This window comes from Streptomyces sp. NPDC048560 (genome assembly GCF_040650955.1).
In the GTDB taxonomy this organism is placed as follows: Bacteria; Actinomycetota; Actinomycetes; order Streptomycetales; family Streptomycetaceae; genus Streptomyces.
Genome location: NZ_JBEZIJ010000008.1, coordinates 362176 through 377457, shown reverse-complemented (window position 1 = coordinate 377457; position 15282 = coordinate 362176). Strand labels below are relative to the sequence as shown.

Here is a 15282-nt window from a genome sequence, read left to right as displayed (position 1 = left end):
ACCGTGTTCGCCACCGCTCCCCTGAGGATCGTCGCCGTCTCGGCCGGGCTGAGCAGCCCCTCCTCCACCCGCCTGCTGGCCGACCGGCTGGCCGGGGCCGCCCGCGAGCGGCTGGAGGCAGACCAGGACCGCAGGGTCGACGTACAGGTCATCGAGCTGCGCGACCTGGCCGTAGACATCGCGAACAACCTGGTCACCGGCTTCCCGCCGCGCGCCCTGAAGGACGCGATCGACGCGGTGACGGAGGCGGACGGCCTGATCGCCGTGACGCCGGTCTTCACCGCCTCGTACAGCGGACTGTTCAAGTCGTTCTTCGACCTGATCGACCACACCGCGCTGACCGGCAAGCCCGTCGTGGTCGCGGCGACGGGCGGCACCGCCCGGCACTCGCTGGTCCTGGAACACGCGCTGCGCCCGCTGTTCGCCTACCTGCGGGCCGTGACCCTGCCGACGTCCGTGTACGCGGCGTCGGAGGACTGGGGTTCCTCCGGCGACGAGTACACCGAGGGCCTGCCGTCCCGCATCCGGCGGGCCGGCGGTGAGCTCGCCTCGGCGGTGCTGGGCCGGACGGTCTCCGGTGCGTCGAGGGCGCCCGGTCTGGACGACGCGGTCGTGCCGTTCGAGCAACAGCTCGCCGACCTCCGGCTGGACTGACCCAACGGAGAGCGGAATGTCCGGTTTGATTAGAGTTGGACCGAAAGTCGAACCGGGCATGATCGAGCTGGAGGCATACATGGGCAGGATCGTCGTGGGCGTGGACGGCTCCGAACCGTCGATCAAGGCACTGCACTGGGCCGTACGCCAGGCCGAGCTGACCGGCGACACGGTCGAGGCCGTGAACAGCTGGGAGTACCCCGCGACCAGCTGGGCGTCCATGATGCCGGGCGTGCCGGAGGACTTCGACCCCCAGGCCGTGGCCACCATCGCGCTCACGGAGGTGCTGGAGGAGGCCCTCGGCGTCGAGGGCGCCGCGGCCGTGAGCATGGTCATCGTGATCGGCAGCCCGGCACAGGCTCTCCTGGACCGGGCCAAGGGCGCGAACCTGCTGGTCGTCGGCGCCCGCGGCCACACCGGCTTCAAGGCGACGCTGCTCGGCTCGGTCAGTCTCCACGTCGCCCAGCACGCACCGTGCCCGGTGACGGTCGTACGCGACTGACGACGACACGCACGGAAGGGGCGGCCCGGATCACACGGGCCGCCCCTTCCGGTGCGGCCACACGTCAGGCCGACTGCGCCTTCACGTGGTCGACCACCTCGTTGAACTCCCTGGTGGGCGAGAAGTCCACGTACTCGCAGTCCTCCAGCGCCTCCGGGACGTGTCCCGGCGGCCAGTAGAACGCCTGGCCCGCCTCGTACACCTCGTCCCCCGCCTTGGTCCGCATCTTCAGCCGGCCCTTGAGCAGGTAGCCCCAGTGGGGGCACTGGCACATGTCGTCGGGCTGCCCCTTGAGCGCGGGGGACATGTCCGTGCCCTTCGGGAACCGCACGAAGGCGACGGTCATGTCTCCCCCGACGTCCCGCATACGCAGTTCCACACCGTCGCCCTCCATGGCAACGGGCGTATCCGTCCGCGTGGTTGCCGTCATGACTCCTCCAGAGCCGATCGGCCGTACCGCACCCGAGAACTCCGTCCTCTTCCAGTCTGTGCCCGGCCCGGACGGGGTGCGACCGGGCGGGTGGCGGGGGATGGAGCGGCGTTGGCGTGGAGGGGGGTGAAGCACGGGGCGGCGTGGGGCGGCGTCCTCACTTGCGGTTGTAGAGCCGCATCGTCACCGAGCCGAACACCACGACGAAGAGCGCCGACCATCCCAGCGACCAGGCGATCTCCGTCGCGGGCCAGTTGCCGGCCATCAGCTCCCGTACTGCGGAGGCGAGATGCGTCACCGGGCTGTTGTTCACGAACGCCTGGAGCCAGCCCGGCATGGTGCTCGGGTTCACGAAGACGTTGCTCAGGAACGTCAGCGGGAAGATCACCATCATGCTGACGCCCATCACGGACTTCTCCGTGCGCAGCATCAGTCCGAACATGGTCCAGATCCACGAGAACGCGAACGAGAACACCACCAGCAGGGCCACACCCGCCAGTACGCCGACCGGTCCGCCGGCCGGCCGGTAGCCGATGAGAATGCCGACCGTCAGCATGACCGCCGAGGCCATGACGTAGCGCAGGACGTCACCGAGCAGATAGCCGACCATCGCAGCGGGCCGCCAGACCGGCAGCGTGCGGAAGCGGTCGAAGACGCCCTTCTCGATGTCGGTGTTGACCGCCACGCCCGTGTACATCGTGATCATCACGACGCTCATCACCAGGATGCCCGGCAGCAGGAACTGGATGTACTCCTGGGTGGAGCCGGCCAGCGCGCCGCCGAAGAGGTACGTGTACATCAGCACCATCATGATCGGGAACGCCGTCACGTCGAACAGCTGCTCCGGCACGTGCTTGATCTTCAGCATCGCCCGCCACCCGAAGGTGAGGGACGCCGACAGCGCGCTCGGTCTCGGCGGCCGCTCCCGGCCGACCAGCAGGGCCGCCAGGCTCTTCGCGTCGGGCGCGGCGAGCGCGGCGTCCTCGGGCAGCCCGGTCCTGTCGGTCGTGGTGGTCATGCCGCCACTCCTTTCCTGTCCGTGAGCGCGAGGAAGACCTCGTCGAGGCTGGGCTGTCCCAGCGAGAAGTTGTCCACGGTGATCCCGCAGCGGGCCAGCTCCGCGAGGGCGCGTGCGGCCTGCTCGGCGGCGCCCTGCTCGGTGCCGTGACCGTTGACGCGGGCGGTGAGCGCGACCGGGTCCGGGTCCAGTTGCACGGTCGCGTCGAGGGCGGCGGACAGTACCCGTCCGGCCTCGGGGCGCTGCTCGGCATCGCGCAGCCGCAGATGGACGGAGCCCGCACCGACCGAGGCCTTCAGCTCGCCCTTCGTCCCCTCGGCGATGACCTTGCCGTGGTCGATGACCGCGATCCGGGACGCCAGTTGGTCGGCCTCGTCCAGGTACTGGGTGGTCAGCATGACCGTCGTGCCCTGGGCGACGACGGCCCGCACGATGTCCCACACCTGGTTGCGGCTGCGCGGGTCCAGCCCGGTCGTCGGCTCGTCGAGGAAGAGCAGGTCCGGGGTGTTCAGGATGGACGCGGCGATGTCGATGCGGCGGCGCATACCGCCGGAGTAGTTCTTCACCTGCTTGCCGGCCGCCTGGCTCAGCCCGAACGCCTCCAGCAACTGCGCGGAGCGCGTACGCGCCGCGGGCTTCGAATGCCCGAGGAGCCGGGCGAGCAGGACGAGGTTCTCGGTGCCCGTCAGGTCCTCGTCGACGGAGGCGTACTGCCCGGTGAGACTGACCAGGCCGCGTACGGCGTCGGCGTCCTTCACCACGTCCTTGCCGAACACCCGCGCCTCGCCGCCGTCCGGGCGCAGCAGCGTCGCCAGCATCCGTACGGTGGTGGTCTTCCCGGCGCCGTTGGGCCCGAGGACCCCGTAGACCGTGCCGGTCGCCACGGCGAGATCCACGCCGTCGACCGCGCGGTTCTCTCCGAAGACCTTCACCAGCCCGCTGGTCTCGATGGCCAGTTCCGTCGTCATGTTCCATCCCTTGTCGGTACGGGGCACTCGTCAGGTACGGGGCATCCGTTCGTACGGGGCATCCGCTTGTACGGGGCACTTCGTCGCTACGGAGGCGGTGGCGCGGCGAAGGGCGACCGCCAGAGCTCCGGCGGTCGCGCCTACGGTCGTACGTGGTCCGCTCAGTCCTCCCGCGTGTAGAAGACGTAGAAGGCGACGCAGAACACACCGGCCCCGACCACCGCTCCCATGACGGCGGACCGCAGCACGCTGGTACCGGTGAGACTCGTCAGGAATCCGATCGCACACGCCGTCAGCGCACCGAACGCCGCCGCCCGCAGTTCTCGCGGCAGCGCGTCGCGGTAGCGGCCCAGGACGAAGCAGAGCGCGGCGAAGACCACCCCGGAGACCACCCCGAGCACGACCTGCCCTCCGGTGACGGCGCCGCCGTCCCGCTCGATGAACGCCGCGTAGAAACCGAAGATCACGCCCAGGGCCACGGGCAGCGCCCAGCCGAGCGGACCGTGGTGCGTCGTCGTGCGCGCGGGAGACCCATGGGACCCGCGGGACGGCATGGCTGCGTGTGAGGCCATGGCGGAAGGCTCCTTCCTTCGTCCCCGTTCCTCCAGAGCACACCCGACCGCGCCGCCCGGCAACTCGAACGGCCTACGGCCCGGGGCGCTCCCGGCCCTGACGGGATTCCCTGAGCCTGTGCGCACCTACCTCTCCGTGACCCTGTCGGCAGTCCTGCTCGTCCTGCTCGCCGTGCTGGTGCCCCTGAGCGCCGTCGCGGCCTGGGTGGATCTGGAGATCGACGACACCGACCGGTATGTCAGCGCGCTCTCCCCGCTCGCCTCGGACCCGGCCGTCCAGAGCACCGTCGCCGGCCTGATCACGGACGAGGCGATGAGGCAGCTGGATGTGGGGCCGCTCCAGGAGGCCGTCGAGGAGCTGCTGCGCGGCGCCGTGCAGTCGTTCACGACGACGGAGGCGTTCCAGAACGCCTGGGACCTCGCCAACCGGACCTCCCACGAGACGGTGACGGAGGCGCTGGACGGGGACAGCGGGCAGGCCGTGGTCATCGACCTGGCACCCGTGATCCAGCAGGTCAAGGGGCAGCTCGTCAACGACGGAGTGCCCTTCGCGGAACAGATCCCCGTCCAGCGCACGGCCATCACCCTGCTGTCGGCCGACCGCGCGGACCAACTGCGCAGCAACATCGGATGGCTGCGGTACGGCAGTGTCTGGCCCGCGATCGGCACGCTGGTGCTGCTGGTCCTCGTGGTGGGCATGGCGGCGGTACGGCATCGGCTGCGGGGCGCGCTGTTCGCGGCGTCGGTGGCGGGGGCGGGGCTGGTGCTCGGCGCGATCGTGCTGCGGATCCTGATCTCGGTCGGCCGCGACCGCGTTTTGGACGAGGTGCCGGTCGGCGACCGGGCCGCGGCCACGGCGGTGTTCGACGCGCTGACCGACTCCCTGCGGACGACGGTGTGGGTGCTGCTGCTGGTCGGAGCGGTGCTGGCGGTCGGTGCGGTGGTGGCGCGCGTGGTGCTGACGCGCCGTGCGCCCCGGCGGGGGTAGGCCTTTGCACCGGCTTTCGGAGGGCCGGGAGAGCGGCCGGGTCCGACGTGCGCTCACGGGTGGGCCGGGCGAGAGTGGGACTCGTGAGTGTCGGGGGCGACTGAGAGGTCTTCCGTCATGCGAGCCATCGTCGTCAGCGCGTTCCGCGCGGAGCCGGCTCTCGTCGAGGTCCCCAAGCCCGAACCCGCGGCCGGCGAGGTCCGGGTGAAGATCGAGTACGCCTCCCTCAACCCGTACGACTGGCAGACCCTCGACGGCGATGTCACCGGTCCGGCCCGGCGGGTGTTCCCCCTGGTCATCGGTGTCGACTTCGCGGGCAGGGTCGACATGATCGGGAGCGGCGACAACCCCTTCCGGGTCGGTGACGCCGTCCTCGGCCGGGTCACGACGACGGCTCCGGGGAGGGCTCCCGGGTCTGCTCCGGGGCCGGCACCCGGGACGGGAACGTACTGCGAGTACGTCTCCGTGCCCCATGACTCCCCGATCGTCCTGGCCCCGGGCGAACTGCCGCTCCGTACCGCCGCCGCACTCCCCTCGGCGGGGATGGCCGCCTCGCAGATCCTGGAGGCCGCGTCCGTACGTCCCGGCGGGCGGCTGCTCGTCATCGGTGCGGCGGGTGGCGTCGGCAGCTGTCTCACCCAGCTCGCCACCGCCCGTGACGTGCGCGTCATCGCGGCGGTACGCGGCGACGAGCGGACCCGGATGGGGGCGCTGGGGGCCGCCCTCACCATCGACACGACCACCGGGCCCGGAGCCCTCGAAGCGGCGGTGCGTGAGGTGTGCCCGGACGGCGTGGACGCGCTCGTCGACCTCGTCTCCACCGACCCGGCCTCCTTCGCCCCGCACGCGGCGCTGGTCCGCACGGGCGGCGTCGCCCTCAGCACCCGGGGCGCCGCGGGACCTGCGACCGCACCCGCGGGCAGCAGGGCCGCCGACTTCCGGCTGGCACCGACGGCCGTCCTGCTCGCCACCCTCGCGAAGGCGACCGCGAGCGGAACGCTGAGCGTGCCGATCGACGTCGAACTCCCGCTGGAGAAGGCACCGCAGGCACTCGCCGAGAACCGCGCGGGCGGTGCGCGCGGCAAAACGCTCTTCGTGCTCTGACCACGTTCCCGCACCCGCCGCACCCCACGTCCCGCAACCGAGGGAGGCGTCATGGCCGACCAGGACATCTTCGACACCATCGACGAACTGATCACCGAGGAACGCGCCCTGCGCGACCGTTCCACCGGGAAAATGGGCCTCTCCGCCGAGGAGAGGGCACAGCTGCGTACGGTGGAGGTACGGCTCGACCAGTGCTGGGACCTCCTGCGCCGCCGCCGCGCCCTCAGCGAGTTCGGTGAGGACCCGTCAACCGCGAAGGTGCGCCCGGCGGAAGAGGTCGAGAACTACAAGAGCTGATCTGCACGAGCTGTACGGAGGGGGCACGCAGTGGCCGGGGCCGACGCCGGACGGAAGCGCGCGGCACCGCCGCCCTGGCTGCTGACCGGGCTGCGCCCGCAGACCGCCCCCATCCCCTGGGCCGCCGTCGCCCGCGCATCCGTGGCCATGGCCGCCCCGCTCGCCGTCGGCTTCGCCGTCGACCGGCCCGAGTACGGCGCGCTCGTCTCGATGGGCGCACTGTCCGGTGTCATCGGCGACACCGCCGACGCCTACCGGATGCGCGTCCTCAACATCGCCGTACCGCAGCTGTTCGGCGCGCTGGGCATGATGCTCGGCATCCTCGTCTTCGACACCGGCTGGGCGGCCGTCGGCGTGCTCACCGCCATCGCACTGGTCTCGGGGATGATGTCGACGATCGGCGCCGTGGCCTCGGTCTCCGGACTGCTGCTCCTGCTCAACTCGGTGGTCGGCGCAGGACTGCCCATGCCCGACCCCTGGTGGGCCGCCCCGCTGCTGCTGACGCTCGGCGGCCTCGTGGTGCTCGTCCTGACGCTGCTGGCCTGGCCGTTGCGCGGAAAGCTCCCCGAACGCGCCGCTGTGGCCGACACCTACCGGACCGTCGCCGATCTGCTGGCCGCCGCCGGCACACCCGCGTACGAGGAGCGGCGCCAGGCCGTCACCCAGTCGCTGAACGCCTCCTACGACCTGGTGCTCGCGCGGCGGGCGCGGTACCACGGGCGCAGCACCTCCCTGGTGCGGCTGCTGTCCCAGCTCAACGTCGTCATCCCGCTCGTCGAGGCCGCGCCCGCCGTCCATCTGGCACGCCGCCCGCTGCCCGAACTGATTCCGGCGGCCGTACGCGCACTGGCGGACGACGTCGAGCAGGGCCGAGGCGGCGCGCCGGTGCTCGACCTCCCGGACCCCGAATCGCCCGCCACCCGCGCGGTGGACAGTGCCCTGCGCCATGCCGCGTCCGTCGTCCACAAGGACGAGCCCGATCCGTACAACGTCGACGACCGTCTCGGACGGCCCGCCGCCCTCGGCGTACGCATCCGGCGGGCTGCCCGCAACGTGCTGTTCTCCGAGACGTCCTGGCGGTACGGGCTGCGCCTGGCCCTCTGCATCGGTCTGGCCCAGGCGTTCACCTCGCTGATCGACGTGGAACGGTCCTACTGGGTCGCGCTGACCGTCACCTTCGTCCTCAAGCCGGACTACGGCTCGGTCTTCTCCCGGGCGGTGCTGCGCGCGGTGGGCACGGCGGCCGGACTGGTCGTCGCCGCACCGGTGCTCGCCGAGGTACCCATCGGGTGGTGGGACGTGCCGGTCATGGTGGTGCTCGCCGCGCTCATCCCCGCATTCACGGCGAAGGGGTACGCCTTCCAGACCGCGGCCATCACGCCGGTCATCCTGCTGCTCTCCGACCTGCTGAACCACCAGGGCATCGCACTGGTGCAGCCCCGGCTCCTCGACAGTCTGATCGGCTGCGCCATCGTGCTCGTGGCCGGCTATCTGCTCTGGCCGGAGAGCTGGCACACGCGGATCGGCTCCCGCCTCGCGGACGCGGTGACGGACATCGCCGACTACGTGGCGTGCGCCTTCGACGGTCTCGCCACCGACCACGCGGAACGGGTGCGGGCCCGGCGCCGGCTCTACCGCGACCTGTCGGCCGTGCGCTCCGAATTCCAGCGTGCCCTCACGGAACCGCCACCGGTCGGGACGTACGCCGCCGCATGGTGGCCACTCGTCGTCGCCGTCGAGCGGATCGTGGACGCGACGACGGCGGCCCGGGTCCGCGTCAACCACGGGGCCGAGGCTCCGCTCCCCGCCGAGGTGGCCGCGATCGAGCAGCACCTGCGGGAGCTGTCGCAGGGGTTGCGGTCGAGCGAGCAGCTGGTGGAGGTGCGGGCCGAACTGACGGGTGACGAGGACAGTGTCCTGGAGCCACTGCGTCAGGAAGTCGCTGCGGCCAGGGCGATCGCCTCGCCGCAGCCGTAGGAGGACTCCTGCCGAACCCGGTGTTTCACGTGAAACACGGAGAGTGACCGGCTCAGTGGTCGGGCCCGGAGCCCCGTTCCTGCAGGCGCTCCATCTCGCGCCGGTCGCGCTTGGTGGGACGGCCTGTGCCGCGGTCCCGGACCGGGACCTGGAGTGCGATCTCGCGCGGCGGCGGAGGCGGGCTGTTGTCGACGAAGCACTCGGCCGCCACCGGAGGGCCGACCCGCTTCTTCACGAGCTTCGACACGACCACGATCCGGTCCCGGCCCTCGTGCCGGAGCCGTACCTCGTCGCCCGTGTGCAGTGCCTGGGCGGGCTTCGCCCGGTCACCGTTGACCCGCACATGTCCTGCCCGGCAGGCGGCCGCGGCCTGCGAACGGGTCTTCGTCAGCCGTACCGACCAGATCCAGACGTCGACACGGACGCTGCCCGCCGCCTGCGGTGCCTCACCGGAAACCATGGGACCGACTCTAGTGCGACGCACGCGCGAGGGCGCCGTACAGCGGACCTCTCGTCCGCCCGTACGGCGCCCTCCGGAATCGTGGTGGATCAGGAACCGAAGTCGCCGATGACCTCGGACATGTTGTAGCTGTATATCTCACGCTTGCACGTGGAGCACGTGGAGCTCGGGGCGTGCTCGCTCAGGGACCACAGCTGTGGGGCGAAGCCGTCACCCCGTCCGTGTGCGAGATAGAAGTCCTCCGGACCGAAGGAGGACTCGAGAACCTTCGGGTTCCCCACGAGCTGGGTCGTGCCGTCGACGGTCTGCGGGGTGGCCTGCAGCAGCCTTCCGTTGTCGTAGGCGTTGCTGCGGTGGAAGTACCACTTGCCCTCGTACCGCGTGACGCCCTGCATCTTGTGCCACAGGTCCTCACCGTTGAAGGTGGCCCCGGCCGGCAGGCCGAACGCGAGGTCGGCACCGGCTCCCGTGCCGGCGGCGCCCTCGACCGCTGCCGTGAGCGCGGTCATCGGGTAGGTGCCGACGCGGCCGGGGCTGGTGCCGCCGCTGTTCGTGTTGCAGTACTCACCCAGGACCATGTGGTCCGTACCTGTGCGGTCCAGCGAGATGTACGAGGCCTTCGGGCGGCCGGTGGCGTAGCACTGGTTGTTGGCGGTGCTCCCGCTGGGCTTGGCCGCGGTGAACTTCAGCGAGGCGACCTGCGGCATGACGTAGCGGTAGCCGTAGCCGTACCAGACATTGCTCTGGCGGCCGACCCGCTTCTTGTCCAGCACGTCGCTGACCAGCCCGTCCGGCGTCGGGTCGTTGACGTCGGCGTTGTCGTCCGGGTTGAGGTCCATGATCCTGCGCATGTCGAAGACACGCATTCCGTTGGCCGTGTCGGCGACGTACAGGTAGTCGCCGTACCAGACCATTCCACCGGCGTGGATGCCGTTCTGCGCCTTGCAGGAGGCCGTCACGCTGCTGGTGCACTTGCCCTCACGCGCGTGCAGCGCGTCGAAGGAGATGTTGCTCTTGGAGTTGACGTAGGGCCAGACCAGCAGCGCGTGCCGGTACATCCCCGTCGCCTGGTTGAAGAAACTGACCCGCACGCCCTTCTCGTTGCAGGCGTCGGAAGCGGCGTCCTGGACGCAGTTGTCGGCGCCCGCCACCATGTCGCTGCGGCCGGGATTCTGCGCGTCGTACCCCGCGACGGCGATCGGCTCGGCGTTGGACGTACCCCAGTCCTCGTCCTCCTGGGCGTCCGAGACACCCGTGATGGCCTGGGGCACCCACTCCGTGGAGGTCGCGTCGTCGGACTTCCAGCAGACGCGGTGGTTGACCGCCAGATCGGGACCGTAGATGCCCGTCGTACCGCAGGCCCCCTCCCAGCCCGCGGGCCGGTTCGCCTGCTCCATGAGATCGGTGAGGCTCTGCTTGGGCAGTGCGGCGTCCAGCCGGTCGACGAGGCCCGTGAGGCTGGAACCCGCCGCCAGGTGGAAGTCCCCGGCCCGGCCGGGGAGAGCGGCAGCCTGCACCCCGGCGTCGAGCTGGGCCGACGGCTCGGCGGGGGCGAGGTCGTTCTGCTCGCCCTCGTGTTCGTTCTCGAAGCCGTCGTCCGGCATTCCCTCGTTACCCGGGACGGGATCGTCCGCCGCGACGGCCGCCGCGTAGGGGGCGGCGGGACCGGCGGTGGCGCCGGTGGCGGGGACGATTGCCGTCAGCATCGCGCCCGCCAGCACGGCACAGGCCGCGAGACGCGTTCTGCGGGACGGTATTCGCATGTGGGGGGCCCTTCGTGAGAGGTACGGGACACGGAGGGCTGACTGACCATCACCCCCCGGGCCGGGTCACGCTAACAAGGAATCCCGGGGCACCCGCGCACTTCTCCACGACGCACGTCAGCCCCGCACCGCATGGGCACAGGGCTGACGTTCTACAGGGCTCCGCCTGGATCGGCGGTGGAGCCGGGCGCGATCAGACGCCGATGTCCTGGCCGTCCTTGCGCCAGACGGCGACGACGGACGGACGGACGATCTTCCCCGGCCCGTCCGGCCAACTGCTCGCCGGCTTCTCGACGCTCGCGCCGTCGACCTCGCCCGGGTGCTGCACCGCGACCAGGACGCGACGGTCCTGGATCACGGGGCCGCAGGTCTCCGCACCGGTGGGGACCGTGAGGAACTGCTTGAGCTCCCCGCGCCGTTCCCCCTGCGTCGCGACGCCGAACAGGCCGTCGTGGGAGCCGAGCTGGTTGCCGTCCGTGGAGATCCACAGGTTCCCGTGGTCGTCGAACGCCACGTTGTCCGGGCAGGAGATGGGGCTGACCTTCTCCTTGGGGAAGCCCGCGAAGTACGTCGAAGGGTCGTTCGGGTCGCCCGCGACGAGGAAGAGACGCCAGGCGAAACCGTCTCCGGCCGGGTCGTCCCAGTGCTCCGCCAGCTCAAGGATCTGGCCGTGCTTGTTGAGGTTGCGCGGGTTCGCCTCGTCCGCGCCGGCCTTCCCGGCCTTGCCGCGGTCGGTGTTGTTGGTGAGCGCGATGTAGACGCGGCCGGTGCGCGGCGACGGCTCGACGTCCTCGGGGCGGTCCATCTTCGTGGCACCGACCTTGTCACCGGCCAGACGGGTGAAGACGTACACCTCTTCGGCCGTCATGCCGGGCACGTGCGAGACGTTGCCGGTCGCCAGCGGGATCCACACGCCGCTGCCGTCGAACTCGCCGTCGGACGGAAGCTTTCCGGTGCCGTCGAACTCGGCGGCCGGGGAGTCACCGGTCAGCTTGGCAACGTACAGCGTGCCCTCGTCCAGCAGGGTCAGGTTGTGCTCGCGGGCGGCCCGCGAGTTCCCCTTCTTCATCCGCTTGCTGGACACGAACTTGTAGAAGTAGTCGAAGCGTTCGTCATCGCCCATGTAGACGACCGGGCGTCCGTCGGAGGTCAGCCGGGGCTGCGCCGCCTCGTGCTTGAAGCGGCCAAGCGCGGTCCGCTTGCGCGGGGTGGACTCCGGGTCGAACGGGTCGAGTTCGACGACCCAGCCGTGACGGTGCGGCTCGTTGGGCTCCTGCGCGACGTCGAAACGCTTGTCGAAGCGCTCCCACTTGCGCTCGGTGGCGGCCGAGCCGAGTCCGTACCGCTTGTCGGTGGCACTCGAACCGTTGGCGAAGTACTGGTTGAAGTTCTCCTCGCCGTGCAGCGTGGTGCCCCACGGTGTGGTGCCACCCGCGCAGTTGTTCAGCGTGCCGAGGACCTTGCGGCCGGACGGGTCGGCGGACGTACGCAGCAGGGGGCTGCCCGCGGCCGGGCCGGTGACCCGGAACTCGCTGGTCGCGGTGAGGCGGCGGTTCAGCGGGTGGCGGCTGATCGCGCCGAGCCTGCCGGTGCGGTGCTCCTCCTGGACCACGACCACGGAGAGTCCGTGCGCCGCCCAGGCGATCTCGACCTGCTCACGGGTCGGATTGGCCGAATCATAACCACGGAACATGAGGTTCTCGTCCGTGTACTCATGGTTGGCGACCAGGACCTGCCGGCCGCGCTCACCCGGGAGCGGGAGCAGCGACAGGAAGTCGACGTTGTAACCGAACTGGCCCGCCTGCGCCTTCGCCGTCTGACGTTCCGGGTCGAAGGCGGGGGCACCGCGCAGAATCGGTTCGCCCCAGCCGATCACGAGGTTCTGGCCGTAGCCGTCCGGGACGGTGACCTTGTCGTCCTTGTTGGGGGCCACGGGCGCGAAGCGCAGACCACGGGCGCCCGGGACGCCCGGCTTGTGCGGGTACTTCGGGGTACGACCGGCGCCGGCGAGGGCGGCGGCCTCGGCCTGCGGGGCGGCCGGACCGGCGAGGGCGGCGGTCCCGGCAGCAGCGGCAACGGTCACCACGGCAGCGGCGCGCATCATCGACCGGCGCGACAGCGCACCGGCGATGACATCGCCGGCGTACTCGTTGTCGCTGGTGTTCGGTATCTCCTGGAAGCAGGCGTCGCCGCAGCGGTAGCGGCAGGTCAGCCCAGAGCGCCCGCCCGGATGCGAGCTGATGAGCGGCAGCAGATTGCGCACGTGGATTCCCTCCATCTGTGTGTCCTGCGTGACGGTAGGTGCGCAGTCACGCGGTACGAGGGACTCCCGGTGAACGCGGGGTGAAGTCCGGGCCACCGCTGCTCTCCACAGGTGGCCGGAAATCGGTAATGCCTCGGTTGGGGCTCGGTTGAGGCTCAGTTGTCCCCGGGGCGGGCCGTGCCGCCGAACGGCCGGATCCGGCCGCTAACCTTACGTATCCGCCCTGGCCAGGGGATCAATTCCCGCAGGATGGACATATCACGCACCCAACTCATGCGAAAGGCTTGGCCCATGGGCATTCGGAGCTTGCTGCGCAAGGTGTTCGGCCGCACGGAGCAGGACGAGTCGGCCACGGCCACTGTCCCGCCCCAGGCCGAACGCACCCAGCCCACTGAGTCGGAGACGACTTCGGCGGCCGAGCCCGCACCGGCCGTGAAGGCGTCGGTGCCTGCCCCGGCATCTTCCTCCCCCTCCACTTCCTCCGCGGTCTCCGCCTCCGCTTCCACCTCCGCTTCCTCCGCCTCTTCCTCCTCGGCTGCCGGCTCGGCGACCACGCCGGCCGCGCGGTCCGGTGAGCAGGACAGCGGACTGGCCTCGGACCTGGTGGCTGCTGCCTTCGACAAGGCGGCCGCCGCTTCGTCGTCGGCCCCCGCCGCCACGCCCACGGTCCCGGCCCAGGGCTCGGCCCCCGACACGAAGCCGACGGCCGTCGAGGAGCCGGCCGCCGTCACGGAACCGGCCGCCGTCACGGAACCGGCCGCCGTCACGGAACCGGTCACCATCACGGAACCGGCCGCCATCACGGAACCGGTCACCATCACGGAACCGGCCGCCGAGCCGGCTGCCATCACCGAGCCGATCGCCGAAGCTGACGCGGCGCCGGAGGTGGCGGCGGAGGCCGAGGTAGAGGCCGAGGTAGAGGCCGAGGTAGAGGCCGAGGTAGAGGCCGAGCCGGTCGCCGCCGCGACCGAGCCCGAGGCGAAGCCGGAGCCGATCACGCTCGACCTGGACCCGGAGCCGGAAGCGGAGCCGGAAGCCGCCGAGACCTCCGTGGCCGAAGCTGAGATCGTGGCAGAGGCTGAGGCCGAGCCCACCCCCGAGCCCACCCCCGAGCCCACCCCGGAGGCAGCCCCCGAGGCCGGGGCCGCAGTCCAGGACCACACGGACGTCGACGACGACGTGGAGGCCGAACCGGCCGCCGCCGTCGAAGCCCTCCCGGAACCGACAGCCGAAGCCGGCACCGTCCCGGCAGATGTGACCGAAGCCGACCCCGTCCCGGCAGAGGCCGACGTCGAGGCCGACGTCGAGGCCGACGTCGAGCCGGACGCCGAGTTCGTCTGCGCCATCATCCCGCCCGCTGACGACAAGCCCGTCACCGCGGAGCCCGTCGCCGACGAGCCCGTCACCGCGGAGCCCGCTGCCGAGGCAGAGGTCGCGGAGCCCCTCGTCGACGAGCCCGCTGCCGTGGAGCCCGCCGACGCAGCCGCCGCGCAGCCCGCCGTGACGCTCGCCCGGGTCAAGGCCCGCGCGCCCCAGCTCGTCGACTCCTACAAGGCCGCCCAGGCAGGGCTCAAGGAGCACGGGCTCACCGGGCTCCGCGCCACCGTCTACCTGGTGCTCGACCGCTCCGGGTCCATGCGGCCCTTCTACAAGGACGGCAGCGCCCAGCACCTGGGCGACCGCACCCTGGCACTCGCCGCGCACCTCGACGAGAACGCCACGGTGCCCGTCGTCTTCTTCTCGACCGACATCGACGGCACCGGAGCCGTCGACCTCACCGCCCACGAGGGCCGTATCGACGAGCTGCACGCCGGGCTCGGCCGTCTGGGACGTACCAACTACCACCGCGCCGTCGAAGAGATCGTCGCGCACTACGAGAAGTCGCAGGCCACCGGTCCCGCCCTCGTGATCTTCCAGACGGACGGCCCGCCGGACGCCAAGCAGGCCGCCCGCCAGGCGCTGGCCGACGCGGCGCGGCTGCCGCTGTTCTTCCAGTTCGTGGCCTTCGGTGACGAGGAAGCCAAGGGCTTCGACTTCCTGCGCAGGCTCGACGTCGGGAACGCCGCGTTCTTCCACGCGGGCCCGGCGCCGCGCGAGGTCCCGGACGCCACGTTCTACCGGGAGATCCTGTCCGCGCTCCCCGCCTGGACCGCCTCCCGCGAGGACGTCACCAGCGGCTGATCCACGCGTCATCACCGGCACGGCGGTGCCCGCCCCAGCGGCGGGTGCCGCCTTTGTCGTACCCCGCCGCGTTTATCCGTGCGAGGGGAGCAGCCGAGGGCCGTT

The 15282-nt window shown here is 71.1% G+C and carries 14 protein-coding genes; 7 read left to right on the top strand and 7 right to left on the bottom strand.

The annotated features are described in order from the left end of the window. Positions 1-3 precede the first annotated feature (3 nt). Both AB0C82_RS22980 and AB0C82_RS22975 read left to right on the top strand, forming a co-directional pair. Positions 4-654 carry an FMN reductase gene (locus AB0C82_RS22980; RefSeq protein WP_362845021.1) on the top strand — a complete coding sequence of 217 codons (651 nt, stop codon included), beginning with the start codon at positions 4-6 and terminating at the stop codon, positions 652-654. Between the two features lie 79 nt (positions 655-733). Beyond that, positions 734-1156 carry a universal stress protein gene (locus AB0C82_RS22975; RefSeq protein WP_362845209.1) on the top strand — a complete coding sequence of 141 codons (423 nt, stop codon included), beginning with the start codon at positions 734-736 and terminating at the stop codon, positions 1154-1156. A 64-nt stretch (positions 1157-1220) separates the two neighbouring features. On the opposite strand, the gene AB0C82_RS22970 is transcribed toward AB0C82_RS22975, so the two are convergent. From AB0C82_RS22970 to AB0C82_RS22955, 4 genes are all read right to left on the bottom strand, one after another. Beyond that, positions 1221-1586 (bottom strand): hypothetical protein, encoded by a 366-nt coding sequence (locus AB0C82_RS22970; RefSeq protein WP_362845018.1) that lies wholly within the window; start codon positions 1584-1586, stop codon positions 1221-1223. A gap of 157 nt (positions 1587-1743) precedes the next feature. Next, on the bottom strand, positions 1744-2604 hold the full coding sequence (locus tag AB0C82_RS22965; protein WP_362845015.1) for an ABC transporter permease: 861 nt from the start codon (positions 2602-2604) through the stop codon (positions 1744-1746). Then, positions 2601-3572, bottom strand: coding sequence for an ATP-binding cassette domain-containing protein (locus AB0C82_RS22960; RefSeq protein ID WP_362845012.1), 972 nt, complete (start codon positions 3570-3572; stop codon positions 2601-2603). Before AB0C82_RS22960 ends, AB0C82_RS22965 begins: the two co-directional genes overlap by 4 nt. 161 nt (positions 3573-3733) lie before the next feature. Then, positions 3734-4144 carry a hypothetical protein gene (locus AB0C82_RS22955; protein ID WP_362845009.1) on the bottom strand — a complete coding sequence of 137 codons (411 nt, stop codon included), beginning with the start codon at positions 4142-4144 and terminating at the stop codon, positions 3734-3736. Between the two features lie 118 nt (positions 4145-4262). Between AB0C82_RS22955 and AB0C82_RS22950 the strand changes: the two genes are divergently transcribed. From AB0C82_RS22950 to AB0C82_RS22935, 4 genes are all read left to right on the top strand, one after another. After that, positions 4263-5132 (top strand): hypothetical protein, encoded by an 870-nt coding sequence (locus AB0C82_RS22950; RefSeq protein ID WP_362845007.1) that lies wholly within the window; start codon positions 4263-4265, stop codon positions 5130-5132. A gap of 117 nt (positions 5133-5249) precedes the next feature. Then, the gene (locus AB0C82_RS22945; protein ID WP_362845004.1) at positions 5250-6236 is read left to right on the top strand and encodes an NADP-dependent oxidoreductase; all 987 of its coding nucleotides are present in this window, start codon (positions 5250-5252) and stop codon (positions 6234-6236) included. A 51-nt stretch (positions 6237-6287) separates the two neighbouring features. Further along, the gene (locus AB0C82_RS22940) at positions 6288-6533 is read left to right on the top strand and encodes a DUF2630 family protein (protein ID WP_362845002.1); all 246 of its coding nucleotides are present in this window, start codon (positions 6288-6290) and stop codon (positions 6531-6533) included. 81 nt (positions 6534-6614) lie between these two features. Next, positions 6615-8510 carry an FUSC family protein gene (locus tag AB0C82_RS22935; protein ID WP_362845206.1) on the top strand — a complete coding sequence of 632 codons (1896 nt, stop codon included), beginning with the start codon at positions 6615-6617 and terminating at the stop codon, positions 8508-8510. A 52-nt stretch (positions 8511-8562) separates the two neighbouring features. Here AB0C82_RS22935 and AB0C82_RS22930 read toward each other — a convergent pair whose 3' ends face one another. From AB0C82_RS22930 to AB0C82_RS22920, 3 genes are all read right to left on the bottom strand, one after another. After that, on the bottom strand, positions 8563-8970 hold the full coding sequence (locus tag AB0C82_RS22930) for an RNA-binding S4 domain-containing protein (RefSeq protein WP_362844999.1): 408 nt from the start codon (positions 8968-8970) through the stop codon (positions 8563-8565). A gap of 89 nt (positions 8971-9059) precedes the next feature. Further along, positions 9060-10733 (bottom strand): hypothetical protein, encoded by a 1674-nt coding sequence (locus AB0C82_RS22925; protein WP_362844997.1) that lies wholly within the window; start codon positions 10731-10733, stop codon positions 9060-9062. Positions 10734-10926: 193 nt separating this feature from the next. Further along, positions 10927-12996: a PhoX family protein gene (locus tag AB0C82_RS22920; RefSeq protein ID WP_362845203.1), complete on the bottom strand. Its 2070-nt coding sequence runs from the start codon at positions 12994-12996 to the stop codon at positions 10927-10929. 291 nt (positions 12997-13287) lie between these two features. Here AB0C82_RS22920 and AB0C82_RS22915 point away from each other — a divergent pair, with 291 nt between their 5' ends. Beyond that, complete coding sequence (locus AB0C82_RS22915) at positions 13288-15177, top strand: VWA domain-containing protein (RefSeq protein ID WP_362844995.1); 1890 nt, start codon at positions 13288-13290, stop codon at positions 15175-15177. Positions 15178-15282: the final 105 nt, after the last annotated feature.